The following is a 23,640-nucleotide window of genomic DNA, read 5'->3' on the forward strand; positions in this document are numbered from 1 at the left end:
GGAGGGAAATCTATCTAACTATTAATTTTATTGGGAGGTTCAACCCGAATGAGCAACGAATCGTATTCTCTGGAAACGCTTGCGGTGCATGCAGGGCAACAGATCGATCCGTCCACGATGTCCCGCGCGGTTCCGATTTACCAGACGACATCCTACGGTTTTCGAGATACCGATCATGCCGCGAACTTGTTCGCGTTGAAAGAGTTCGGCAATATTTACACCCGGATCATGAACCCGACCTCGGACGTGTTCGAGCAGCGGGTCGCCGCCCTCGAAGGCGGCGCTGCCGCGCTGGCGGTCAGCTCCGGACAAGCGGCGATCACGTATTCCATCTTGAACATCGCGGGAGCGGGCGACGAGATCGTCTCGTCGGCCAGCCTCTACGGGGGTACATACAACCTGTTCGCGATCACGCTGCCGAAGCTGGGCATTAACGTCAAATTCGTCGATCCATCCAACCCGGAAAATTTCCGCGCGGCGATTACGCCGAAGACGAAAGCGGTATTCGCGGAGACGATCGGCAACCCTAGAGGAGACATACTTGATATTGCGGCGGTCTCTTCGATCGCGCACGATAACGGCATCCCGCTCATTATCGACAGCACGTTCACGACGCCGTTCCTGCTCCGTCCGCTGGATCACGGCGCGGATATCGTCATTCACTCCGCTACGAAGTTTATCGGCGGCCACGGAACTTCGATCGGCGGCATCGTCGTCGACGGAGGCAAGTTCGACTGGAAGGCCAGCGGCAAATTCCCCGGCCTGACCGAGCCGGACCCCAGCTATCATGGCGTCGTATATGCGGATGCGGTAGGTCCGATTGCGTACATTATTAAAATGCGCGTGCAATTGCTGCGCGACATGGGTGCCGCGCTGTCTCCGTTCAACTCCTTCATGTTCCTGCAAGGTTTGGAGACTTTGCATCTGCGCATGGAGCGCCACAGCAGCAACGCGCTTGCCGTCGCGAAGTTCCTCGAGGCGCATTCCGCGGTGGAATGGGTAAGCTATGCAGGTCTGGAAAGCCACCCGTCCCACGAACTGGCCAAGCGTTATCTGCCTAACGGCCAAGGCGCGATTCTGACGTTCGGAATCAAGGGCGGCGTAGAGGCCGGCAAAAAAGTGATCAACGCGGTAAAATTGTTCTCGCATTTGGCGAACGTCGGCGATTCCAAGTCGCTGATCATCCACCCGGCGAGCACGACCCACCAGCAGTTGAGCGAGGAAGAGCAGATCGCGGCCGGCGTGCAGCCGGGAATGATTCGCTTGTCGGTCGGCACGGAAGGAATCAAAGACATTATCAACGATTTGGAACAAGCGCTGGCGGCAAGTCAACAGTAATTCGGCAAGCCCCGGTGCGGAGGTAGGGAGATGGCAGCCTTGCGCAAAGACTGGGACACGTATTTCATGGATATCGCTTTTATGGTCTCTACCCGTTCGCGCTGCCCGCGGCGCCATGTCGGGACGGTGCTCGTCCAGGGGAAGAAGCTGCTCGGCACGGCCTACAACGGCGCTCCGATGGGCGTGCAGGATTGCTCCGAGGCAGGCTGCATGATCGTGGAAGAGTACGAGCCGGCTCCGGCCGGCTCCTCGGAGATGATCAAGAAGCAGCGCTGCATTCGGACGATCCACGCGGAGCAGAACCTGCTGCTGTTCACCGATCGGGTGGACCGCGAAGGCTCCGTCGTCTACGTGACGGACCAGCCCTGCTGGACGTGCGCGAACATGCTCGCCAACAGCGGCATCGCGGAGATCGTCTACTTCAGGCCGTACCCGAAGGATTACGCCAAAGTCGCCGCCCTGATGGAGCAGCGGGGACTCATTTTCCGCAAGCTGGACAACTACGTTCCTCCTGCGGACACTGAGGTTCAGGATGGTTCGTAGCATGGAATAGCGAAACAGCGGAAGAGGAAGCACCTCTTTTTTGAAAGCGGGGAAGCCTCTATTTATAGGGGTTTCAGTCATTCGATGACGTTTTTGCCCACGTTTTGCCCACATTAGATATTTTATAGGTTTTTCATTAAGGCGCTGAACTTCTGTACAGCGTCTTTCTTTTTGGACTTCGTGACGTGCAAATAAATCTCTGTTGTTACCCGATCGGACTTATGGCCAAGCCGCTGCATGATTAGATTTAACTCAGCTCCCGCTTCAGCGAGCAAGGAAGTATGGGTATGCCGTAATGAGTGCGGGGATAATTCTGTATTAAGTCCCGCTTCCTTCAAGAGAACCTTCATTCTTTTCTCGATCGTACTTACTGGAACTGGATGCCCCATTAAATGATCACGCCTTGTAAAGATAAAGCCGCTGTCCTTGTATTTATCTTTGTTCCCAAGGATGAAAGCATTTTGCCGCGCCTTTAGTCTTTTGAGCAGTTTGATGACCATCGAATCAACATCAAGTATTCGTTTCGATTCTTTCGTCTTGGGCGGATTCAGGCTCAGGTTGGCAACGCCTTTATTTTTGTACACGGTTTTAGTGATGCTGATCGTGTTGTTAGCGGAATCGATGTCCGTCCACATTAAAACAACAAGCTCCCCGATTCTTACTCCGGTATAGGCCAAAACGAAAAATATTTCGTATTCATCAGGCTCGCCTTTCTTGGCCTGATTTAGAAATTTAATCAGTTCTTCTTTCTCAAGGAACTTAGGTAACTCGTCTTCCTGTTCCAGTTCTTCAACTGTTTTCTGGAACAGGGGAACCTGAGCCTTAAGAGTGGGATCGAAAGAAATGATTTCAAGCTCAGCCGCTTTTGCAAACAGAAGCTTCTCAGTTTCATGAATGCTCTCAATCGTTTTCTTGGCATAGTCCTCCTTTTCAGATCGTTCAGCATATCCTGATACATTTTACGGGTGATCTGCTTCATTTTGATTTCCATTTATAATTTAAATCAAAATAGCCCGAGAGCATAAACCCTCGGGCTGATTGTTAATAGAATGGTTTGCCGCTAAGCCCCGCTTATGCGGTGGCATAAATGCCTTTCGTATTCACGAGAATGTAGTCTTCGACGACAGCACGATATTCCGGATTTGCGATGTTATCCAGAACGTAAACTTCGCCGGTCTTCGGATTGATCCCGCCGCTCAATATCCGCTCGGCGGCGATGCGTACAACAACAGGATTAACCATTATAGTATCCCCCCCATCGGCATGACTGGCCATAGGTAAGATTTGATCTTCAAGGCTTTTGATATAGAGCGCTTTAGCATTGTCACTGAATACGAGATAATTTCCGTCGATGTGGTTTTGCTCTTCGACGAGCCTTTTGTCGGCATTATCCGCGATCAATTGCGCTCTTTGCTCCTGTGTTTCGTACATCACGGTTATTGTTGTGTCCACGATCCAACCTCCTCTACATGTCCACAGACCCACCAACAGGAGACGTAAGCGCGTTTGTAACGAGCACATTGTAAATAAATACGCTATTACCGCTTGGGCTCGTACGCAGTCTGATGTCAAACACGTCTCCCGCAACGCAAGCATAATCCTCCGAGTACTTCATTTCATCGTTATAAAATACTCGCAGAGGTCCGACTGCCGCGCCGTTTTTATACACTTGGGCATTTGACAGCCCGAAGTTGAGCGCCCTAACGGTATACGTGATCCTAATAACAGCCTGTACGGATAGTGTAAACTTCTTGAGAATAACAAGATCCGTACTCCCTCCCGTAGAGCCCTGGTTAGGTGACGACAGATATACTAGCGAATTCGCCGTTCCCGCCCGCCCAAATATACTTTTACCAGCTAAGATGTTGTCCGCGATATAGTTCGGATCATCAGCATAAACATGAGCATTTCCGTCCCACCAGCCTTCAGGCACCCTCAGATATATACGCCCCGGGTCTAACGATCCGTTATACCCTAGTGACGGATAATGTTGACCGGAGTGTATGGGAATAGTCCCCGTCCGCTTAACTCCGTTTACATAAGCGGTCTTACCCGATAAAATATCCGCATTGGTTGCGTTGGCATCACTCGTATATGTGCCAACTAGAGGAGTACTGGCTGCATCCGAAATCCATCCAAGCGGATTTCCTGCGGCAACATAACGCGGATTAACCCCCCATAATCTCACTCTCGCTTTTGATGACACTCCGTCGTAATAGCCCTTATCTGGGATAAATGTCAACGCAACAGAATTGTCCGGGTGCTGATCTGTGAGGGATACTATCTTTGCATCTTTGCCTTGTGTACTGTCATTTAATGTAGTATAACCCGATGTAGCGCCCGTTTTATTCGGCATCGTCCCCACAAGCTTCGTTCCGGCAGCCCCATAAGCAGTCTTGGGTGCAAGGATGTCAGCAGCAGTCGCCGTCGCATCGCTCATATCGGTGCCCGTCTGGATCGCTTCGATATTGTCGGCCATCTCCGCAAAGCTATCGTTCGCGTCCGTCTGAACTCCCTTGTCAGTGATCGCGGACGCGATTAATGCTTTACCGTCACTGACATTTGTAAAAAGCTCCGTAATTGCTCCCGCAGCCGTCTTGGCCGCCGTGGGGACCGACGCTAGATCACCTAACGCGGAATCGATCACATCCATGTTGTCGTTAATAACTGATATGTCGGCTGTTTCTCTCACTAACGGTTTCTTCAGACCGATATGTGGCGTTATTTCAGGCATTCTCTTCAACTCCTTGTCTGCATTAATTGTCCTTTCATCTATTAGTGGCAATCGTACGACAAACCTGAATTATGAGGAAAAATCGAGTCATTTTTGAGCCCTTATTATGTGTTATTAGACCATACCCATGGTGTTTTTATATCATCAGGAAATTGTACAGAGGACACAGCGAGGCGTGAACGTTTCGTCGATCGAGTCGGCCAATAGGTCGGCTTTTTGCGTTGCGGTGAAAAGTTCTGACGGCGGTTTTCTGACAACTAAGACCAAGGTGGGATGAAGATTGAAGCCAGCTGGGAAAAAGTCGCGGAACTGATCAAGAAAGAATGGGAGATTCTCGGTGGTCGAACGATCTTCGTATAGGATGGCCAGCGCTAAAAATGTCGTTACTATGGATAGAGCGGGCCTCCTCGCCTGCTCGTAGATCGAAGCCTTCAACTGGGTTAACCGGGAGACAGTCGCGCAAAGGAAACATCCTGATAAGAGGTTCTGGCTATGTGCCGGTTGAAGGTTTCGATGTATCATTAATATGAATACAGAAAAGCCCTGGGCGTGCTTTGCCTCAGGGCCTTCTGACCGATGCATTCGGATTTGTTGCCATTCTATCATACGTTGGCGGATTATGGAAGGTAGTGTATGATGGAGAAAATTGGGGGTGAGCTGATTGACGGTATTGGAATGGTTGATCAATTTAGCTGGGCTTGTTTTCACATTAGTAGGTTCATTATATCTGTTCATCGGTTCAGCAAAGGAATCAACGAATTATTCCCAAATTCACTCGGGGTCGCTCGAAAGTCTTATACAGAAACAACATGGTCACATAAGAGCAGTAATAAAGAGAAAACTTCAAGGTAATTCCGGTTTCTTGCTGCTAGCTATAGGGATCGTACTACAAATTGTTTCGTTTATGATGCAGTATCCTACAACTGCCCCCTGAGGGGTGCTTTTTTTATTGGTAAGGAATGATCATGTTGATTCAGCCAATGCTCGAAATTCCACAATATGGTCCGTGGCTTCTAACGCATAAAGGAGACCGAGCCTTCCGGCAACACGCAGATCGTCAATTCTCTCGACGGGGGCATTGAAGACGGTCAATGAATATGGCGCTTCTCGAAACCCGCGAAGTGGTCAAGCCCCAGAGAAGGAAGCCGCCGAAATTCGTGTCAAGCAAGCCGAGTGGCCTATCACCCGTCCGTTCTTCCCGAACAGGCTGAAAGGCTAGAGTGTGTCCATTGAGATCAAAGCTGTAGGACGTGCTCGACAACAGCGTGTCGAGCACATGGAGATGTTAAGTCAGTGCCCCCTTGTTCTTCGAGATTGAAAACAGCGTTCCTGTAAATCCCTCAGGTAACTTTCACCATATATTTCCTTGAGTCTCATGATGCAATTGTAAGGGGACACTGGTACTGAAGCTGTCCTAAAAATATCCCATTTGCTTTTGGTAACCCTTTTGGTGAACGTGCCGTATGAGATAGCATTTTTTGCAGCTAGCTCTAAAACTTCAAGTGAGTATTTTCGATTACGTTTACCAACCAAACGGGCGTTCTCCCTCTTCCATTCGATATCACGAACAGGTTTTGTAGCTGCGATAATTTCATTCCATCCGAGATTAAGCCGGGCAAGTAATAAATCACACCTAATTCCATTTGCTTTTGCTAAGGTCCTTATTTCAGGGCTTGTTCTTGTTGTATTGCGGATTGGCGTTGTGATGGCTCTCTTTTTGTTCCATGCATGCTTTCGTATACGATCGTTTAGTTGACTACGACTAATTCTGTTCCGCTCTGCCATTTCGTATTCTTCAGGAGTTATGTAATAGTCATATGGATTAAACATTAGTAACACACCCTTTCGATAATGAGTTATCCGATACGCTTAAATTCAAGAATACAACGAAAATCGATTTTGAATCATACATATTTGCCAAATAATCTATCTTTCGGGTAATATAAAGAGACTTCGGGAACCGTCCCCGAAGTCTCAGAATTTGCCCACATTTTGCCCACGACAGGTCAAAATAGGACTGAATAATGAAGGCCAGTAAAGTCAGCAAACCCTTGCTACATCGACATTCTTGGTCTTCATCGAACAACTGAAAATACCTAATAATGAGGAAGCACCTCTTCGCCGAGCGTAACGCTCTGCGGGGAGGTGTTTTTTTGCGCTTGAAGGGGAGGGAAGGGAATGGATCGAAGGCCGTTGGTCGCCGTAAGCTGTTGTTGGATCGTGGGGACCTCGCTGCTGTCGTTGTGTTCGGGGGAAGGGGCCATATGGGCGATTGCGGCGCTGCTTGTGGTGTTGCTGGCGCTGGCGTTCGGGGGCGCGGCATCCCCGAAGCTGGCGCTTGCGTGCGCGGCCGCGCTGGTAATCGCGCATGGTGAGAGGGCGTGGGTCGACCAGCGCTTAACATCGGATATGGAGGCGGCCGAGGTGGAAGCGGGAGGCGGAATAGCCGAGCTTGACGGCCGACTCGACTCCGTAGCGGAAGTGGACGGAGATCTGGTGACGTTCAGGCTGAAGGCGGAGACGATTCGATTAGGCGAATCCGATGAGAGGCTTACGAAGGACGACATCGTCGTCCGCGTAAAGCTGGCCAAACCGTCCGAACAGATGACGGCCGGCGAGTGGAGGAGGGGAGACCGCGTGCGTCTCTCCGGCACGTTGGAGCTTCCCGGGGAAGCCGGCAATTTCGGAGCGTTCGATTATCGCCGTTATTTAATGAAGCAAGGCGTTTTCTGGCAGCTATCCGTCCAAGGTCTGGATACGATCGAGTACAAGAGGGAGCCGGCCCCAGCATGGATGAAGCCTCTGAGGCTGATAGACGACTTGAGAGGGCGGATCGGCGAGTTAGCAGATCGGTTGTACCCGAACGGAGACTCGGGATATATGAAGGGGCTGGTCGTCGGCATTCGCTCCGATCTCGATCCGGTGCAGTTCGATCGGTTCGCGAGTCTGGGACTGACGCACATTCTCGCGATTTCAGGACTGCACGTAGCCGTGATCGTCTATTTGCTGCTGCAGATCGGCGGATGGCTCAGGCTGACCCGCGAGCGAACGCTCGAAGTGACGATTGCGATGATGCCGGTCTACATGATGGTCACGGGAGCGTCGCCATCCGCTGTCCGCGCCTGCTTGATGGCGATGATCGCGCTGAGCCTGGCACGTCGCAACGCGTTGAAGGACGGGCTGCATCTGTTGTTCGCCGCGGCGATGGCCATGCTGATCTGGAATCCGCTGCTGATCGAAGACGTCAGCTTTCAGCTTTCCTTTATCGTTACCGCCGGACTGATTCTGTTCGTGCCGGCGTTGTCGGAGCTGATTCCGATCCGATGGAACTGGCTGAAGGGGACGATAGCGGTTACCGTGACCGCCCAGGTCGTATCTTTTCCGATATCGGTCTACTATTTTCACTCTATGCATTTGTTGTCCCTCCCGGCCAACTTTGCGCTTGTTCCTTTCATAAGCGTCATCGTGATGCCTCTGGGTTTGGCTTCCATCGTTCTCGGAGGGATATGGTTCCCCCTCGGAGTTCTTCCGGCGAAGCTGGCGTCGATGGGCAACGAGCTGGTCTTCCTGACCGTCGACTGGCTAAGCGGTTTCTTGGACTGGAGGACGATATGGCCGCAGTCGTCTTTGGCATGGGTAGTCTGCGCGTACGGACTGATGGGAATCGGTCTTGCGGGACTGAGGCGCCGCTCGATCCGGCTTCGGGAGCGGGAATGGTGGAGCGGACAAGCGGCGTTGCTGCCGGATGCCGAAGTTACGGCGCCGCTCGATTTGGCCATGCCCGGACCGACTCGCGCCGAGAATCTTCGATCGCTCTCCAGGCGCGCGGCGTTCGGAGCGGCGCTCGGCGGATGGCTCTTATGGGGAGCTCAGCCGGCTTGGCTGGACCGCGAAGCCGAGGTTTCTTTTCTGAACGTGGGGCAGGGAGATAGCATCCTCATTCGAACCGGCTACGGGAAACATATTCTGATCGACGCCGGAGGGACGGTCAGCTTCCGCAAGCCGGGAGACGAATGGAGGGAGAGAAGCGATCCGTACGAGGTCGGACGCAAGCTGCTCGTTCCTCTGCTGCTGAGCCGGGGAGTCGGGAAGCTTGACGCCCTCGTGCTCACCCACATGGACGCGGACCATATCGGAGGCGCACGGGCCGTGCTCGACAATATTCCGGTGCGGGCTCTGCTGTTTAACGGCGCGTTAAAGGATTCTCCCAGCGCGCTGTCTCTCATGCAAGCGGTGGCGGACAAAGGCATTCCCGTCTATGCTGCGCATGCCCCGCTGGAATGGCAAGCCGATGCGTCCGCCGTCTTGCGGGTGCTCTACCCGTTGTCGTCCGGCAACGAGTCCGACGAATCGGTGATAGCGAGCGAGGAGCAGAACGACCGAAGCGTCGTTTTGCTGGCGACGTTGTACGGACGTCGGTTTCTTCTGCCCGGGGATTTGGAGACTCGGGGAGAACATGCGGTCGTGGAAGCGGAATACGCCGCCAAGGGAAACGCCGGGGGTAAAGACGATAACAACAATGGCCTCAACATCGACGTGCTCAAAGCTGGTCACCACGGGAGCAAGACATCGACGACCGGCTTGTGGGTCGATTTCTGGAGGCCGACGGAAACGGTCATTTCCGTCGGACGCAACAATTTCTACGGTCATCCGAATCCGGGCGTACTCCAGCGTCTCGAAAGTGCGGGCAGTCTGATTTGGAGGACGGACGTCGACGGAGAAATCCAGTATCGGATTGCGCCGGACGGCGCGATGAAGCGCAGGACGATGATCTCGGCCGGCCCAGACCGGTATTAAGCTTCCGGGACGTAGCGAATATTCGCCGCGATGGCCAGCAGCAGCGGCCGAACGCCGCTGGCGTTGTCGTCGGCATATCGCAACACGACGTAGATCGGACGTTTCGCATCCCGATCGTAAACGAAATAATCGCGGCGGTTGTAAGGCTCATCGTCCTTGAACTCCGTTCCCATGTAGTCTCCGTACATGGCCAAATCTGCTTCCTTGCTCAGTTCCGGAAGATCGCCTTCGTCCGCAGCCCTGAACGTCAGAAATGCCGAACCGCTGCCCGTCGTGTAATATAACCCGTCCGTGAGTAAAATCTTGCGCAATACTTTATCGCCGTCATTTGGCAAATAGGCCCCGACAGGGAATGTTTCATTGGCAAACCAAGTGGATTCGTACGTTTCCCCGTCGACTTCGAGCTGCAGGCTTTCGCTTCCGTCATAGGCTTTGTCAGCAATTAACCGATCCAAATCGGTCTCCACCGTGTGCTCGTCCGTAAGCTTCATTACGTCATCGCGTATTCCGTATTCGTACGTTAAGGTGCGATCCGGCAGAAGCGCAAGAAAAATTCGCCGCGAACCTTCATAGACGACCGAGCCCGGATGTTCGGCCTGCAAAGCCTCGTTGACGTCCACGAACATGATCCGGTCCGCGATCCTTTTGTAAATTTGGACTTTGCCGACGGTCGACGTTTCCGTCGCGACGACTTCGAGAATTCCGTCCTCGTCGAGATCGACTTCCTGGGCATGCGTATAAAGGCGGAAGTCGCTGAAGGGAACGTCCGGCGCGGACTCTTCGAAACGGATCCACGTATTCGCAACGCAGTTGGCGCCGCACGCGCCGAAGATTCGAAGACCCGACTGCCCGAAGGCGCTGCTTGGCGTGACGGAGACATCGTCTGCGTAAACGAGTTCGCCGATCGGCCCGATTTCGTACAGCTCATCGGTCTCTTTGTGTCCGGTGGTCCCTTTGGCGCGCACCTCCATGCCGGCATAGAGCTGGGAATCGCCTTCCTCTCGTACGTAGATCGCGAAGCTGCCCGCTCCCTCGACCTCGATGGTTCGTTGGATGCGGACGGACGCCTTGTCGATTCGTTTCGCTTCAACGCGGTCTGTCTCCACGGGATAATCCCCCGAATGGTTCTCCGGGCTCTCGTACGCGAGCCGGACTTCCGAATCGGCGATGGGAGGCGGCGGGGTTTCCGAAGGTTCGGGCTCGGGGCTCTCGGGCGTCGGGAGCGGCTGATCCGGAGATGGAACCGGGGAAGGTTCGTCCGTCACTGCCGGAGAAGGAGCAGGAGAGTCGGGCCGGGCGAGCGGAAGAATCAACAGAACGGCCGCGACGCACAGGGCGACAAGCGCGGTGCCGGCGATCCAACGTCCGCTTCGCCTTCGAGCGCGGGGCTGCTCGACGATTCGCCCGACTTCCCGTTTCATCTCTTCGGTGAATAAGGAGTCGCCGAGTCCTCCTTTGGCGATCGAGTACCAATCCGGTCTGGTTTCCTTCATTGTTTCCACCCCTTCAGCCGCTTTTCGACTTCTTTGCGGGCGCGATGAAGCCTCGACTTCACCGTACCTGCCGGCAGGTTCAGCACTTGTGCGATTTCCTGCACCGTTAATTCGTGCTCCAGGTCCAGCACGAGCACCTCCCGGAGCTTTTTCGATAATCCGAAGATCGCGTCCCAGATTTCCGCGGCCGATTGCTGCCCCAAGTACGCCGATTCGGCGGACGGAGCCGATTGCCTGGGGCGCACCGTCTCCCGCAGCCCGATTTTCCGAAAATAACTCGAAGACAAGTAGTTCAGACTCTGGTTCCTGGCGATCGCGAGAAGCCAGGTTTTCAGGGAGGACTGCCCCCTAAAGGAGCGGATATTGTAATGCGCTCTAATAAATACTTCCTGGGAGATATCCTTGGCCTGCTCCCTGTCTTTCGTGAGAACGTAAGCGTATTTCCACACATCGTCGCCGTATCGGTCCATGAGCTGCCTCAGCTCGGCGCCGTCAACCGATTCGACGTGCTTTAGATAATCGGGCTCCACGAGATCACCTCCACCCTATTAGACCGGTCAATCCACGCTCAGGTTCCGTTTATCCAACATAAAACATTGTGACTTTCCGCGCATTTTTGCTAGACTTAGAGAGTATGGATTACTAGTTACCGAAAATTCCCGCGAGGGAATTGCAACCTTTGTTCGGACGCATGCGTCTGTGAAGGTGCAGGGGAGGAGGATCTTCTGTGGTGGAGCCGGCTCTGATCAAAGCCGCACAAGCGGGCGACCGGGAAGCTCTCGTTACGCTACTCCGCGAAATCGAGAATCAAGTGTACCGCACCGCGTACTATTTGCTGAACAACGAGCAGGATGCGCTCGACGCGTCGCAGGATGCGCTCATTCGGATATATACGAAAATCGGATCCTACGAGGAAAAAGCGCAGTTCCGCACCTGGGTGCAGCGAATCGTCACGAACATCTGCATCGACAAGTTTCGGCGCAAAAAGCCGTCCGTCTCCATCGATGAGCACGAGATGGTTTTCCAGGCGGGGGATAATGTGGAGACCGAAGTATTGTCCGCGTACGCCGCGGAAGAAATACGAGAAGCCATCGGTAAGCTTCCCGAGCATCATCGTACCGTTGTCGTTCTCCGGTATCTCCAGGATTTCTCTTATAACGAAATTGCCGATTCTTTGAATTTACCGCTTAACACCGTCAAATCCTACTTATTTAGAGCCCGGCAACAATTGCAAACTTTACTTCACGATTATCAGAAAGGTGGTGTCCGGGGATGAAGTGCCAAGAGGTGATGGAACTCATGCAGCGTTACATTGACGGTGACTTGGATCAACAAGAAACATCGCTCATGATGGAACATGCCGATCGATGCTCGGATTGCGCCGCCATGTTGGCCAGACTTCGGAAGCTGTCGAGCGAGCTCGAGCAGTTGCCGCGCGTCGTGCCGAAGTTCAGCATCGTGGATTCGATTCTTCCGGAGCTTGAACGTCTGCATGCGGCCGGCACGGTCGTCGGGGCGGGCGAAGCTGCAGGCGATTCCGCCGTCGCGTCGCCATCGCCGTCTCAGGTTCGCTCTAACCGGCCCGCCCGGCAGCTCTTCCGCAAAATTTCCGGCGTCGTCGCCGCAGGGGTCGTCGTCGGCCTGCTTCTGTTTACGAATCCGGGAGAATGGCTGCAGCGCGGGGGAAGCAGCAACGACGCGGCGATGCCGAGTCCGGCGTCGGCTCCGATGGCGAAGCAGGAAGCCAGCCTGTTCTCCGCCTCGGGCGCAGAGGAAGGCTTGCAGCTTCAGGATCAGCGCGGAGACGTGCTGAGGAACAAATCGGATACCGCCGATTCGGGCGAGGCCGATATTCCGGAAGGTTCCGCCGGCGCGAAAAGCATTTTGCCCGATGAAGGCGAAGCCACGCTGCACCCGACGCTTACGGGTGGTGGCGAGGATCCGGCGGTTTCGGGACTGTCCATTCCGGCCGAGACGGCGGATTCTCCGAATGACAAGTGGAGAGCCGTCGCGGTGGAAGGCAACGGAACGCTCCAGATTTACGGGATCGAGAACAACGAATTGGTGTACGGCACGGAGCCGAAGGATGGCCGCATCGGCCTGCTGGTTTGGAGCGCCGACAGCGCCGTGTTGAACTTTACGGTTACCGATGCCGGCGGCAACGCGACGGAATGGCAGCTTGACATGACGACGTTCGCAGAAACGAAGAGATGAAGTCGGCTTCGCGGCTGTCACCCTTTCGGGTGCGGCCGCGTATAGTATACGGTAGAAGCCGACGATCGTCTCCGGACTATCGTCACGCTCGTTCGCGCCGGTACCATGGGCCGGCCGGCGAACGTTGATATAGATGTCCGAGAACGAAGGGATCGCGCCACGCAAGAGGCGCGATCCCTTCGTCTTTTTCGGGTGCGATTCCCCTGGTCTTTGTAGTACAATGAGAGGTAACTTCTCGGTGCTGAAAACCGAACTACATAAGAGCAAGGAGCGGCATCATGGACGCCAAGCAAGCTTTCCGATCGATTAATCAAGGTCAAATCTCGCCTGTGTACGTTATCTACGGGACCGAGTCCTATATGATGAACGAGTTCATCGAACGGCTGCAGGAGAAGCTGGTGCAGCCCGAGCACAGGGAGATGGCGATCGTCCGCTTCGATACCGGGGAGACGCCGATCGATACGGTCGTCGACGAGGCGGAGACGCTGCCGTTTCTCGTCCCGAGCAAAATCGTGCTCGTCCGGGATCAAGTGCTGTTCGCTTCGGGCAAGGAGTCGGCCAAGACCGAGCACCGTCCCGAACGGCTTCTCGCCTATATGGAACAGCCGCTCGAATCGACGGTGCTCGTCTTTAGCGTGCCCCAGGAGAAGCTGGACGAACGCAAGAAAACGGTGAAAGCGGCCAAAGCCAAAGATTGGGTCGTCTCTTTCGCTTCTCTGCAGCCGGAGGAGCTGCTGCGCTGGCTCGTCAAGCGCGCCGGCAGCCAGGGCCGCACGCTGGGCGCCGACGCCGCGGATGAGCTGCTGCGGCGCGTAGGCACGGATATGCACGCGCTGGCCGCGGAGACGGACAAGCTGTGCCTGCACGCGGGGTTGGGAGGCGCGGTCACGCTCGAATCGGTGCGGACGCTCGTGCCGATGGCGACGGAGCAGAACGTATTTAAGCTCACGGAGGAGCTGGCCGCGCTGCGCACGGCGGAAGCGATCTCGCTGTACCACGATCTGCTGAAGCAGCGGGAAGAGCCGATCAAGCTGATGGCGCTGCTCGTCCGCCAATTCCGCAACATGCTCTACGTCAAGGAGTTGGGAGGACAGGGGTATTCTCCCCAGCAGATGGCTTCGCAGATCGGGCTGCACCCGTACGCGGTGAAAATTACGGCCGAGCAGGCGCGCAAGTTCAGTCTGGAACGGCTGGCCTCGCTGCTCGGCGAGCTTGCGGAGCTGGATTACGCGATGAAGTCGGGAAGAGTGGACAAGGCGCTCGGCCTCGAGCTGTTCCTGCTCCGAACCGGTTCCCGGGGGGCGAGCTGAGAGAAGCCTCGCTCGTTCCGCCGCTCGGCAACATGAAAAACAACCAAAAGAGCCATCCTACAAGCAGGACGATCCTGCCGGGGATGGCTCTTCTATGGCTGCCGCCGCAAAGCGGCGGGCCGCATATTCGTCAAGCGAAGCCTTAAGCTTGCGCGGACAATGCGTTGAGTTTCTTGGCCAGACGGGACTTTTTGCGAGCGGCTGCATTTTTGTGAATGAGGCCTTTGGTTGCCGCTTTGTCCAGCTTCTTCTGGGCCGCGCCGTATGCTGCTTGAGCAGCGTTCACGTCCGTTCCGATTACCGCTGCGTCGGCTTGTTTAACAACCGTACGAAGAGCGGATTTAGCCGAAGCGTTGCGCAGGCGGCGAGCTTCGTTCGTTTTGGTACGTTTAATGGCGGATTTGATGTTTGGCATTCTTTTCACCTCCAGATCAAACAGAAGTATTTCTCCACACAACTTGTAACATTCTATCATGCAAGGGGGTAAAAAGCAAGGCTGATTTCCCACCTCAATCCGCAAGCGAAAGGGGTTCAATTCACCCGATGGACAAAGATTTATCAATGTACGATATACGCACGGATCTGGCGCTGGAAGCGAAGGAGATCGCCTCACAAGGGCACGAGACGCCGGATATTCCGGGGCTCTGGTCGGAGACGGAGAGCGAGGACGGCATCACCGTCACCCGCATGGAAATCCAGAACGATCAAGCCGCGCAGCGGATCGGCAAAATGGTCGGGCACTACGTCACGCTGGAAGTGCCCGACATGAGGCAGGGAGATACGGAGCTTCAGGACAAAGTGGCGACTGCGATGGCTAAAGAGTTCGAAGCGTTCCTGCAGCGGATCGGAGTGACTCCCAAGCACAGCGTGCTCGTCGTCGGATTGGGCAACTGGAACGTAACGCCGGACGCGCTCGGGCCGATCGTCGTGGAGAACATTATGGTGACGCGGCACTTCTTCGAGCTGATGCCCGACCAGGTAAGTCCGGGCTATCGGGCGGTCAGCGCGGTTGCGCCGGGGGTGCTGGGCACGACGGGCATCGAGTCGAGCGACATCGTGCAGGGCATCGTGGAGAAGGCGAAGCCGGATTTGATCATCGCCATCGACGCTCTCGCCGCCAAGTCCCTCGAACGGGTCAATACGACGATCCAGATCGCCGATACGGGCATACACCCCGGATCGGGCATCGGCAACAAGCGCAAAGGGCTGACCAAGGAAATTCTCGGCGTCCCCTGCATCGGTATCGGCGTCCCGACCGTCGTGTACGCGTCCACGATCGTGAACAACACGATGGACATGATGTTCGAGCATATGAAGCAGCATACGGACAACACCGATCCGATGTTCGGCATTTTCGGCAAAATGGCCGACAACGAACGGCTGCAGCTCGTGCGGGAGGTGCTTCATCCGCTCGGACACGATTTGCTCGTCACGCCGAAGGAGATCGACAAGTTCATCGAGGATATCGCCAACGTGATCGCCAGCGGCTTAAACGCCGCTCTCCACGAAGCGGTCGACACGGACAACGTGGCCGCCTATACGCATTAGCGCAGCCTCAAGTGGCGGGGGTGTCCCGTAAGCAGGGACGTACAAGATTATCGATGAGAAAAAGTGAGCATGCATCCATCGATAATCGATCTGTACGTCTCTCTTTACTTGTGGGACAGCTCCGTCTCTCATTCTAGCAACCACCCGGTTCTATCATTCCCGCTCGTCTCATAGGATGAGATACCTGGGAAAAAAAGAGAGGGCGTCTTCGCAGGACGAAGACACCGGGAGGTAGAACAACATGAAACGGATGAACGCATCGACGGATTGGCCGCTGCTGCGCGCGAAATTTCGCAAGATTCTGATCACCGGACGAGCCTTTTTCCTGCTCAGCGCAAGCTCAATGGCGCTGTTCGTCTTGCTGGGACTCGGAGGCCTGCTGCAGAACAAGCTCGCCGTATCGCCCGTTCAATCGATGAAAGGGATGGCCGCTTCGCTGTCGGGTCAATTTTTTCAATCGCTGCTGGCGATGGAGATGCCGCATATGGAAGCTTCGACCGACTCGCCTTTCGAGACGGGCCGGATGGCGTCGTTCCTGCTTCGGTTTATGACCGACGTGAACCCCGACAATCCGAAGAGCCTGCTTTCGCTGGAGCTTCCGGGAATGGACCGCGACCGCTCCGTGCTCCTTCGGCCGGGGACGGGGGCGCCCGAAGCGCCCGAAGATCACGGCCCGCTTACCGAAGAGGGGCTGACCGCGGATCATGGGGACCCGGCCGAATCGCAGGATCCCGACCGTTTTCCGGAGACGGAGCCCGGGAAAGAGCCTTCGGCTTCTCCCGAACCTTCGGGCGGAGAGGATAAGCCTTCTCCAGACGAAGAGCCGTCGACGGAAGGGCGCAAAATCGCGTTTATCTACCACTCTCACAACCGGGAGTCCTATTATCCGGAGCTTAAAGAAGGAACGAAGGACCCGAATTCGAGCAAAATCAACGTCACCCTGGTCGGAAAGCGGCTTGCCGGACAGCTTGAAAAAAGGGGAATCGGAGCCGTGCACTCGCCGAAGGATTATCCGACGTCGGTTCAGGGCTATAATTGGAATTATTCGTATAAATATTCTTTGCAGACCGTGCGCCAGGCGATGGCGGACAACGAGGACTTGAAATTGTTCTTCGACATTCACAGGGACTCGCAGAGGCGCGCGAAGACGACGGCGACGATCAAAGACAAGGACTACGCGCAGGTGTACTTTATTATCGGGCATCGCAATCCGAACTGGCGCGAGAACGAGGACTTCGCCAATCGCATTCACGAGCGGCTGGAGAAGCAGTATCCCGGCTTGTCCAGAGGGGTGTGGGGCAAGACGGCGGCCAACGGCAACGGGGAGTACAACCAGTCCGTCGCCCCCGGCAGCGTGCTGATCGAGATCGGCGGCGTCGACAATACGCTTGAGGAATGCTATCGGACGGCGGACGCGCTTGCGAAAGTCATCTCGGAAATTTATTGGAACGACGAGAAGGCGATCGAGGCGGCTGCGCCGCAAAAATAGAAAGGAGGTGCGCGAATGCGCAGAGATTCTTTCAAATTGCTTATTTTTGCCGGACTGCTCGGATTTGCCGTTCTATACGGGATGGAGCTGTCCTCCAAAGGGATCGAGAACGTCAAAGGCCCGTGGGAAACGGAAGGCGCGACGGTCGAGCAGCCGGCGTCGGACGATGATTGGACGCTGCCTGCGAAGGACCCGCGGCAAGGCGCGAAGTCCCGGGAGGAGACGCGATCTCAGGCGCAGGAGCAGGAGCTTAACGCCGGAGGGGAAGACGAAGAGTTCGGCATTCCGAGGGCGGACCGCGAGCCGATCGTCGACCGGATGTCCGGCAAGACGGCCGAAGTGCTGCACGATCTGTCCCGCAACGGCATTCGCATGGTCGTCTCCCTGTTCGACAAAGTGCTCGGATAGCGAACGACGCTCATGGTCGATCCGAATCGGGGCGGCGAGAGGGAAAAGACAGCGCCCGATCGGCTTGACGCGGGTCCGGCCGTAGACTATGATGGGAGTAATTCCGTTTCAAAGGGGAAATTTTAATGTTGGTCATGGTTCTGAACTGAATTATTCAATAAGTCGCTAACGATCCATGCAAGGAGCAAAGAACCTCGAAGTACGCAGGTTTTTTTGCCGATGGGCTCGTCGCGGCTGGAATAACCAGTGAGGAACCGGACAAGACCGCCCCTACCGAAGCGAAGCTATCGGGGAGATCTGCCGTGCTCGTCAGGGTACGGTTTTTTTGCGCGATTTTTCGGGTTTGCGCCCGAGCGGCCGCGCGTCTCTTCGAGGCTGATTTCAGGCAGGCTGCGAGCTTGCGCCGATGGCGCACGTCCTCGCGGCCTGCTTTTTTAATTTCTATTTTAGGAGGCATGAACGAACGATGAGACAGCATTCCCTCGACAAACTGGAATATCCTCGCGCGATATCCGCGCTCCTGAATTACACGGTCACTTATTTGGGGAAAAAGAGAATCGAGCAGCTGCAGCCGATCGCGGATATCGCGATCATTCGGCGCAAGCTGGCGGAGACGGAGGAGGCTTCCCGGCTGCTGGCCCGAGGCGCGCATCCGCCCCTTCCTTCGCTGGAGGGCATGGAGGCGCTGATGGCGCTGCTCGGAACGGGATACGTTCTGACCGAACAGGATTTCGGTCATCTCGCCCAGTTCGCGCGAAGCTGCGAGCAGCTGCGGCAGTACATGGCCGCGAAGCAAACCGAGTTCCCGTCGGTGGCCGGCTACGGCATGTCCATGTACGATCTGAAGCCGCTGCGAGAAGCGATCGAAGCCTGCGTCGACCGGGGACGCGTCGTGGATACGGCGAGCCCGGACCTGCACAAGGTGAGGAAGAAAATCCGCGCGACGGAGGAGAAGCTGCAGAAGAGGCTGGAGAGCCTCATGTCCAAGCTGTCGGATTGCCTGCAGGAGAGAATCGTCAGCCGCAGAGACGGCAGATTCGTGCTGCCCGTGAAACGGGAATACCGCAAGCGCGTGCCCGGTGCGGTGCTGGACGAATCGTCGAGCGGCCAGACCGTGTTCGTCGAGCCGTCGGAGCTGGCCGGTCCGCAGATGGAACTGAGCGAGCTGCGGTTTCAGGAAAGCCGCGAGGAGACGCTTATTCTCGCCCGTCTGACCGGCGAGGCGGAGTCGTATGCGCAGGAGCTGTCCGTTAACCTGGACGCGGTCGGATACTGCGACTTTCTGTTCGCGAAGGCGAAGTGGGGGCTGGCGATCGGGGGCATCGCTCCGGAGCTGAACGGCGATCGCGTGCTGGATCTTAAGGAGGCGCGGCATCCGTTTCTGGCCGCGAAGCCGGCGCCGCTCGACATTCGCGCCGGCGAGGGCTATCGGGCGCTGCTGATCACGGGACCGAATACGGGCGGCAAGACCGTCGCGCTCAAGACGGCCGGCCTGCTCACGCTGCTGGCCCAGTCGGGACTGCTTATTCCCGCTGCCGAAGGAAGCCGCGTCGCCGTATTTCAATCGGTCGAAGTCGATATCGGGGACGGCCAGAGCCTCGAATCGTCGCTGAGCACGTTTTCCTCTCATCTGCGCAACGTCATCGACATTCTCGCTCATGCCGGCCCTTCCACGCTGGTGCTGCTGGACGAACTCGCGACCGGCACCGATCCGGGAGAAGGTGTCGGTCTGTCGATCGCGGTTCTGGAGGAGCTGTACCGGCGGGGCTGCGTGATCATGGCGACGACGCATTTTAACGAGATCAAGGAATACGCCCGGGTGACCGAAGGCTTCCGGAACGCCCGCATGGCGTTCGACGAAGAGACGCTCAGCCCGCTGTACCGCCTGGACATGGGGGAGGCCGGCAATAGCTATGCCTTCGTTATCGCCTCCAAGCTGGGCATTGCGCCGCGCATTATCGAGAGGGCGCGTACGATTGCAGACCGGTTGAAGGAAGGGCGGGGCGACGCAGCTGTTCCACCGGCGAAGGAAGAGACGAAGCATTCCGGTTCCCGGGCGGACAATCGCAAATCTGAGCGGCATTCGCAAGGGCGGGCTAAGTCGGAGGAGACGAAGCGGGAGCTCGCCGGCCGATGGTCCGTCGGAGACCTCGTATTCATCCCGCATCTGCGCAAGCCGGGCGTCGTTTATCGGCTGCCGGACGAGAAGGGCAACCTGATCGTGCAGGTGCAGAAGGAGAAGATCAAGCTCAACCATAAGCGGATACGCAAATATATCGACAAGAAACATCTGTATCCGGGAGAAGATTACGACTTGGACATCGTGTTCGATTCGGTGGAAAACCGCAAGAAGCGCCATTTGATGGGCAAGCGGCACGTGGACGGCCTGACGATCGAGCGTTCCTCGGAGGAGTAGCCGCGCGAGGAGCTCTGGGCCCGGGCATTGGCCTCCATTGATGAGAGCGGCGGACGCTGTTATAATGAAGTGATCGTCATTCGACGTTATGGAACCGGCTGGAGGTACTCATTGGAATGGCAGAACTGTCTATCAAGCAAAGTCACATTCGCAATTTTTGCATTATCGCGCATATCGACCACGGCAAATCGACGCTGGCCGACCGCATTTTGGAATATACGGGCGCACTGACTTCCCGGGAAATGCAGGAGCAGGTGCTGGACTCGATGGATCTGGAGCGCGAGCGCGGCATTACGATCAAGATGACGGCTGTTCGTCTGTTGTATAAGGCCGACGACGGCGAAACCTATTTGCTCCACCTGATCGACACGCCGGGACACGTCGATTTTACGTACGAAGTATCTCGCAGCCTGGCAGCGTGCGAAGGCGCAATTCTTGTCGTCGACGCGGCGCAGGGCATCGAAGCCCAGACGCTGGCTAACGTCTACTTGGCGCTGGATAACAATCTGGAGATCGTTCCGGTTATCAACAAGATTGACTTGCCGAGCGCCGAACCCGATCGCGTTAAACAGGAGATCGAGGATGTCATCGGACTCGACGCCAGCGATGCGGTGCTCGCCTCCGCGAAGAACGGGATCGGCATCAGGGAAATTTTGGAGCAGGTCGTCAAGCAGATTCCGCCTCCGCAAGGAGATCGCGACAAGCCGCTGAAGGCGCTTATTTTCGATTCCCACTATGATGCATATAAAGGCGTCGTCTGCTCCATTCGCGTGATCGACGGCTCGATCAAGGCCGGCACGAAAATGAAGTTTATGGCCACCGGAGCGCAGTTCGAGGTTGTCGAGGTAGGCACATTCATGCCGCGCCCGACGGCTGTAACCGAGCTTGGACCTGGAGATGTGGGCTTTGTCAGCGCTTCGATCAAGAACGTGAAGGATACGCGAGTCGGCGATACGATCACTGACGCGAAAAATCCGACCTCCGAGCCGCTTGAGGGCTACCGAAGCATTAACCCAATGGTGTTCTGCGGAATGTATCCGATCGATTCGACGGACTACAACGACCTGCGGGACGCGCTGGAAAAGCTGGAACTGAACGACGCTTCGCTGCGTTACGAGCCGGAGTCCTCTCAGGCGCTCGGCTTCGGTTTCCGCTGCGGCTTCCTGGGGATGCTGCATATGGAGATCATTCAGGAGAGGATCGAGCGCGAGTTCAACATTCCGCTTATTACGACCGCTCCGAGCGTTATTTACCGGGTAACATTGACGAGCGGGGAAGTGCAGGAAATTTCCAACCCGGCCGATTACCCGGATTCCGCCAAAATCGATTTCGTCGAGGAGCCTTTCGTCAAGGCTTCGATTATCGTTCCGAACGACTATGTAGGCGCGATTATGGAGCTGTGTCAGGGCAAACGCGGCGAGTTTATCGACATGCAGTATCTGGACACGAATCGCGTTACGATCCAATACAATGTGCCGCTGGCGGAGATCGTCTACGATTTCTTCGACCAACTGAAGTCGAGCACGAAGGGCTACGCTTCGTTCGACTACGAACTGATCGGCTACCGGCAATCTTCCCTCGTCAAGATGGACATTTTGCTGAACTCCGAGAAGGTTGACGCGCTTTCGTTTATCGTGCACAGAGACCGCGCTTACAACCGCGGGAGGGTTATTTGCGAGAAACTGAAGGATCTTATTCCGCGCCAAATGTTCGAGGTGCCGATCCAGGCGGCGGTCGGGCAGAAGATCGTCTCCCGCGAGACGATCAAGGCCATGCGCAAAAACGTGCTGGCCAAATGCTACGGCGGCGACATCTCGCGTAAGCGGAAGCTGCTCGACAAGCAGAAGGAAGGCAAGAAGCGGATGAAGCAGGTCGGCAACGTCGAAGTGCCGCAGGAAGCGTTCATGGCCGTATTGAAGCTGGATGAGGATTAAGATGAGGGAAGCGGGCTGCCGGCCCGCTTTTCTCTATTCGAGGTGAAAGACTAATGATGACCGATTCCGAAAGGGCGGCGACGCTTGTGCCGCCGCTGCACCGATGGACGCCGAGAGCGCTGTACATTCATATTCCTTTTTGCACGAACAAGTGCTTTTACTGCGATTTTAACTCCTATGTGGCCGCAGGACAGCCGATCGACGCCTATCTGGACGCGCTGGAGAACGAGATGAAGCTGACCGTTGCCGAGCTTCCGCCGGCCTCGATCGATACCGTTTTCGTGGGCGGGGGAACTCCGACCGTGCTGACTCCGCCGCAGATGAGCCGTTTTCTGGATTCGGTGAGACGGCATTTTCCGCTGGCGGCAGACGCTGAGTTTACGATGGAAGCCAACCCGGGTACGACAGACATGGAGAAGCTTGCCGCGATGCGCGAAGGGGGCGTGAACCGGATCAGCTTCGGCGCGCAGACGTTCGATAACGGCCTGCTGGAGAGAATCGGGAGAATCCATGCCGCGCAGGACATCGTGCAGAGCATCGCCAACGCCAAGGCGGCCGGATTTACGAATTTGTCGATCGACCTGATGTTCGGCTTGCCGAACCAGACGCTCGAGCAGCTTCAGATCAGCGTGAACAAGGCGCTGGAGCTCGACTTGCCGCATTATTCCTTGTACGGTCTGAAGGTGGAGGAAAATACGCTGTTCTACCGTCTGTACCAACGGGACGAACTGCCTTTGCCGGAAGAAGAGGAAGAGGTCGCGATGTACGAGTATTTAATGGAAAGATTGAGCGGAGCGGGCTATCGCCATTACGAGATCAGCAACTTCGCCAAGCCGGGCTTCGAGAGCCGGCACAATACGGTGTATTGGCACAACCAGCCTTATTACGGGCTGGGCGCCGGCGCCCACGGCTACGCTCTCGGACAGCGCCATATCAACATTAAAGGCGTGCAGCCGTATATCGACGCAGCCTGGCGCGGCCTGCCGCGGCTTGAGCGCAGTAACGTCAGCGCGGAGGAGGCGATGGGCGACTTCATGATGGTCGGCCTGCGGCTGAGGGAAGGCGTGACTCAGGCCGGCTTCGCCAAGCAGTTCGGCGGGGCCAGCATGGAAGAGGTATATGGCAAGGAGCTGGCCCGTCTCGTGGAACAAGGCTTGCTCGAGCGGACGGCGGGACGGGAGCCGGGCTACCGGCTAACCTCGCGCGGCGTGCTGCTCGGCAACGAGGTGTTCGGAGCGTTCGTCTGACGTCTTGAAGGGCGGTGTGGGGTCGGGACCCGGATAAGCGATAAGGAGCCGTCGGCATTCGGGTTTTCGATCGGGACGATAAACGGTTTTTTCGTTTCGTTCGAAAAGTCTCTTGAGGGATCCGTTGAGATGTTGTATATTTATTCATACATATTCATTGGATGAGAGA

19 protein-coding genes are annotated in these 23,640 nt (G+C 56.0%); 12 read left to right on the forward strand and 7 right to left on the reverse strand.

The genetic code is table 11. The annotated features are described in order from the left end of the window. The first annotated feature begins 48 nt into the window (after positions 1–48). Together ACESLM_RS15040 and ACESLM_RS15045 are read left to right on the forward strand one after the other, a co-directional pair. A complete protein-coding gene (locus tag ACESLM_RS15040; RefSeq protein ID WP_372632393.1) occupies positions 49–1,338 on the forward strand; it encodes a homocysteine synthase in 1,290 nt (429 codons plus the stop codon). A gap of 30 nt (positions 1,339–1,368) precedes the next feature. Continuing rightward, positions 1,369–1,881 (forward strand): deoxycytidylate deaminase, encoded by a 513-nt coding sequence (locus ACESLM_RS15045; RefSeq protein WP_372632394.1) that lies wholly within the window; start codon positions 1,369–1,371, stop codon positions 1,879–1,881. Positions 1,882–2,003: 122 nt separating this feature from the next. Here ACESLM_RS15045 and ACESLM_RS15050 read toward each other — a convergent pair whose 3' ends face one another. The 4 genes from ACESLM_RS15050 to ACESLM_RS15065 form a co-directional block, all read right to left on the reverse strand. Next, entirely contained in the window at positions 2,004–2,786 is a 783-nt protein-coding gene (locus ACESLM_RS15050; RefSeq protein WP_372632419.1) for a tyrosine-type recombinase/integrase, read from the reverse strand. Positions 2,787–2,952: 166 nt separating this feature from the next. Next, positions 2,953–3,333, reverse strand: coding sequence for a hypothetical protein (locus tag ACESLM_RS15055; protein ID WP_372632395.1), 381 nt, complete (start codon positions 3,331–3,333; stop codon positions 2,953–2,955). Between the two features lie 13 nt (positions 3,334–3,346). Continuing rightward, the gene (locus tag ACESLM_RS15060; protein WP_372632396.1) at positions 3,347–4,615 is read right to left on the reverse strand and encodes a hypothetical protein; all 1,269 of its coding nucleotides are present in this window, start codon (positions 4,613–4,615) and stop codon (positions 3,347–3,349) included. Between the two features lie 1,290 nt (positions 4,616–5,905). Continuing rightward, positions 5,906–6,445, reverse strand: a complete 540-nt coding sequence (locus tag ACESLM_RS15065; RefSeq protein WP_372632397.1) for a hypothetical protein — start codon at positions 6,443–6,445, stop codon at positions 5,906–5,908. Between the two features lie 348 nt (positions 6,446–6,793). Between ACESLM_RS15065 and ACESLM_RS15070 the strand changes: the two genes are divergently transcribed. Continuing rightward, a complete protein-coding gene (locus ACESLM_RS15070; RefSeq protein ID WP_372632398.1) occupies positions 6,794–9,412 on the forward strand; it encodes a DNA internalization-related competence protein ComEC/Rec2 in 2,619 nt (872 codons plus the stop codon). Here the strand turns inward: ACESLM_RS15070 and ACESLM_RS15075 are convergent. Together ACESLM_RS15075 and ACESLM_RS15080 are read right to left on the reverse strand one after the other, a co-directional pair. Further along, a complete protein-coding gene (locus ACESLM_RS15075; protein WP_372632399.1) occupies positions 9,409–10,905 on the reverse strand; it encodes a hypothetical protein in 1,497 nt (498 codons plus the stop codon). The genes ACESLM_RS15070 and ACESLM_RS15075 overlap by 4 nt on opposite strands. Then, positions 10,902–11,435, reverse strand: coding sequence for an RNA polymerase sigma factor (locus ACESLM_RS15080; protein ID WP_372632400.1), 534 nt, complete (start codon positions 11,433–11,435; stop codon positions 10,902–10,904). The genes ACESLM_RS15075 and ACESLM_RS15080 overlap by 4 nt, the downstream gene beginning before the upstream one ends. 197 nt (positions 11,436–11,632) lie before the next feature. On the opposite strand from ACESLM_RS15080, the gene ACESLM_RS15085 reads away from it, so the two are divergent. The 3 genes from ACESLM_RS15085 to holA all read left to right on the forward strand — a co-directional run bounded on the left by ACESLM_RS15085 (position 11,633) and on the right by holA (position 14,429). Then, positions 11,633–12,181 (forward strand): RNA polymerase sigma factor, encoded by a 549-nt coding sequence (locus ACESLM_RS15085; RefSeq protein WP_094041708.1) that lies wholly within the window; start codon positions 11,633–11,635, stop codon positions 12,179–12,181. Further along, positions 12,178–13,119: an anti-sigma factor family protein gene (locus ACESLM_RS15090; protein WP_372632401.1), complete on the forward strand. Its 942-nt coding sequence runs from the start codon at positions 12,178–12,180 to the stop codon at positions 13,117–13,119. The genes ACESLM_RS15085 and ACESLM_RS15090 overlap by 4 nt, the downstream gene beginning before the upstream one ends. Positions 13,120–13,397: 278 nt before the next feature. Beyond that, the gene (gene holA, locus ACESLM_RS15095; protein ID WP_372632402.1) at positions 13,398–14,429 is read left to right on the forward strand and encodes a DNA polymerase III subunit delta; all 1,032 of its coding nucleotides are present in this window, start codon (positions 13,398–13,400) and stop codon (positions 14,427–14,429) included. A gap of 142 nt (positions 14,430–14,571) precedes the next feature. On the opposite strand, the gene rpsT is transcribed toward holA, so the two are convergent. Beyond that, a complete protein-coding gene (gene rpsT / locus ACESLM_RS15100) occupies positions 14,572–14,844 on the reverse strand; it encodes a 30S ribosomal protein S20 (protein ID WP_372632403.1) in 273 nt (90 codons plus the stop codon). A 128-nt stretch (positions 14,845–14,972) separates the two neighbouring features. Here rpsT and gpr point away from each other — a divergent pair, with 128 nt between their 5' ends. The 6 genes from gpr (at position 14,973) to hemW (ending at position 23,471) form a co-directional block, all read left to right on the forward strand. Next, entirely contained in the window at positions 14,973–15,977 is a 1,005-nt protein-coding gene (gene gpr / locus ACESLM_RS15105; RefSeq protein ID WP_372632404.1) for a GPR endopeptidase, read from the forward strand. 241 nt (positions 15,978–16,218) lie between these two features. After that, positions 16,219–17,466: a stage II sporulation protein P gene (spoIIP, locus tag ACESLM_RS15110; RefSeq protein ID WP_372632405.1), complete on the forward strand. Its 1,248-nt coding sequence runs from the start codon at positions 16,219–16,221 to the stop codon at positions 17,464–17,466. Between the two features lie 15 nt (positions 17,467–17,481). Next, positions 17,482–17,874, forward strand: coding sequence for a hypothetical protein (locus tag ACESLM_RS15115; RefSeq protein WP_372632406.1), 393 nt, complete (start codon positions 17,482–17,484; stop codon positions 17,872–17,874). Between the two features lie 466 nt (positions 17,875–18,340). Then, positions 18,341–20,290 carry an endonuclease MutS2 gene (locus ACESLM_RS15120; RefSeq protein ID WP_372632407.1) on the forward strand — a complete coding sequence of 650 codons (1,950 nt, stop codon included), beginning with the start codon at positions 18,341–18,343 and terminating at the stop codon, positions 20,288–20,290. A 116-nt stretch (positions 20,291–20,406) separates the two neighbouring features. Next, positions 20,407–22,224: a translation elongation factor 4 gene (gene lepA, locus ACESLM_RS15125; RefSeq protein ID WP_372632408.1), complete on the forward strand. Its 1,818-nt coding sequence runs from the start codon at positions 20,407–20,409 to the stop codon at positions 22,222–22,224. 56 nt (positions 22,225–22,280) lie between these two features. Further along, positions 22,281–23,471, forward strand: a complete 1,191-nt coding sequence (gene hemW / locus ACESLM_RS15130; RefSeq protein ID WP_483862601.1) for a radical SAM family heme chaperone HemW — start codon at positions 22,281–22,283, stop codon at positions 23,469–23,471. The last annotated feature ends 169 nt before the right edge of the window (positions 23,472–23,640 follow it).

The sequence above is a fragment of the Cohnella sp. genome, assembly GCF_041641335.1.
Taxonomy (GTDB): domain Bacteria; phylum Bacillota; class Bacilli; order Paenibacillales; family Paenibacillaceae; genus Cohnella.

Coding starts and splice junctions, on each gene's coding strand:
- hemW (WP_483862601.1), top strand. CDS start 22,281: ATGACCGATTCCGAAAGGGCGGCGACGCTTGTGCCGCCGCTGCACCGA.
- rpsT (WP_372632403.1), bottom strand. CDS start 14,844: ATGCCAAACATCAAATCCGCCATTAAACGTACCAAAACGAACGAAGCT.
- ACESLM_RS15065 (WP_372632397.1), bottom strand. CDS start 6,445: ATGTTTAATCCATATGACTATTACATAACTCCTGAAGAATACGAAATG.
- gpr (WP_372632404.1), top strand. CDS start 14,973: ATGGACAAAGATTTATCAATGTACGATATACGCACGGATCTGGCGCTG.
- ACESLM_RS15115 (WP_372632406.1), top strand. CDS start 17,482: ATGCGCAGAGATTCTTTCAAATTGCTTATTTTTGCCGGACTGCTCGGA.
- lepA (WP_372632408.1), top strand. CDS start 20,407: ATGGCAGAACTGTCTATCAAGCAAAGTCACATTCGCAATTTTTGCATT.
- ACESLM_RS15120 (WP_372632407.1), top strand. CDS start 18,341: ATGAGACAGCATTCCCTCGACAAACTGGAATATCCTCGCGCGATATCC.
- holA (WP_372632402.1), top strand. CDS start 13,398: ATGGACGCCAAGCAAGCTTTCCGATCGATTAATCAAGGTCAAATCTCG.
- ACESLM_RS15070 (WP_372632398.1), top strand. CDS start 6,794: ATGGATCGAAGGCCGTTGGTCGCCGTAAGCTGTTGTTGGATCGTGGGG.
- spoIIP (WP_372632405.1), top strand. CDS start 16,219: ATGAAACGGATGAACGCATCGACGGATTGGCCGCTGCTGCGCGCGAAA.
- ACESLM_RS15060 (WP_372632396.1), bottom strand. CDS start 4,615: ATGCCTGAAATAACGCCACATATCGGTCTGAAGAAACCGTTAGTGAGA.
- ACESLM_RS15075 (WP_372632399.1), bottom strand. CDS start 10,905: ATGAAGGAAACCAGACCGGATTGGTACTCGATCGCCAAAGGAGGACTC.
- ACESLM_RS15040 (WP_372632393.1), top strand. CDS start 49: ATGAGCAACGAATCGTATTCTCTGGAAACGCTTGCGGTGCATGCAGGG.
- ACESLM_RS15090 (WP_372632401.1), top strand. CDS start 12,178: ATGAAGTGCCAAGAGGTGATGGAACTCATGCAGCGTTACATTGACGGT.
- ACESLM_RS15045 (WP_372632394.1), top strand. CDS start 1,369: ATGGCAGCCTTGCGCAAAGACTGGGACACGTATTTCATGGATATCGCT.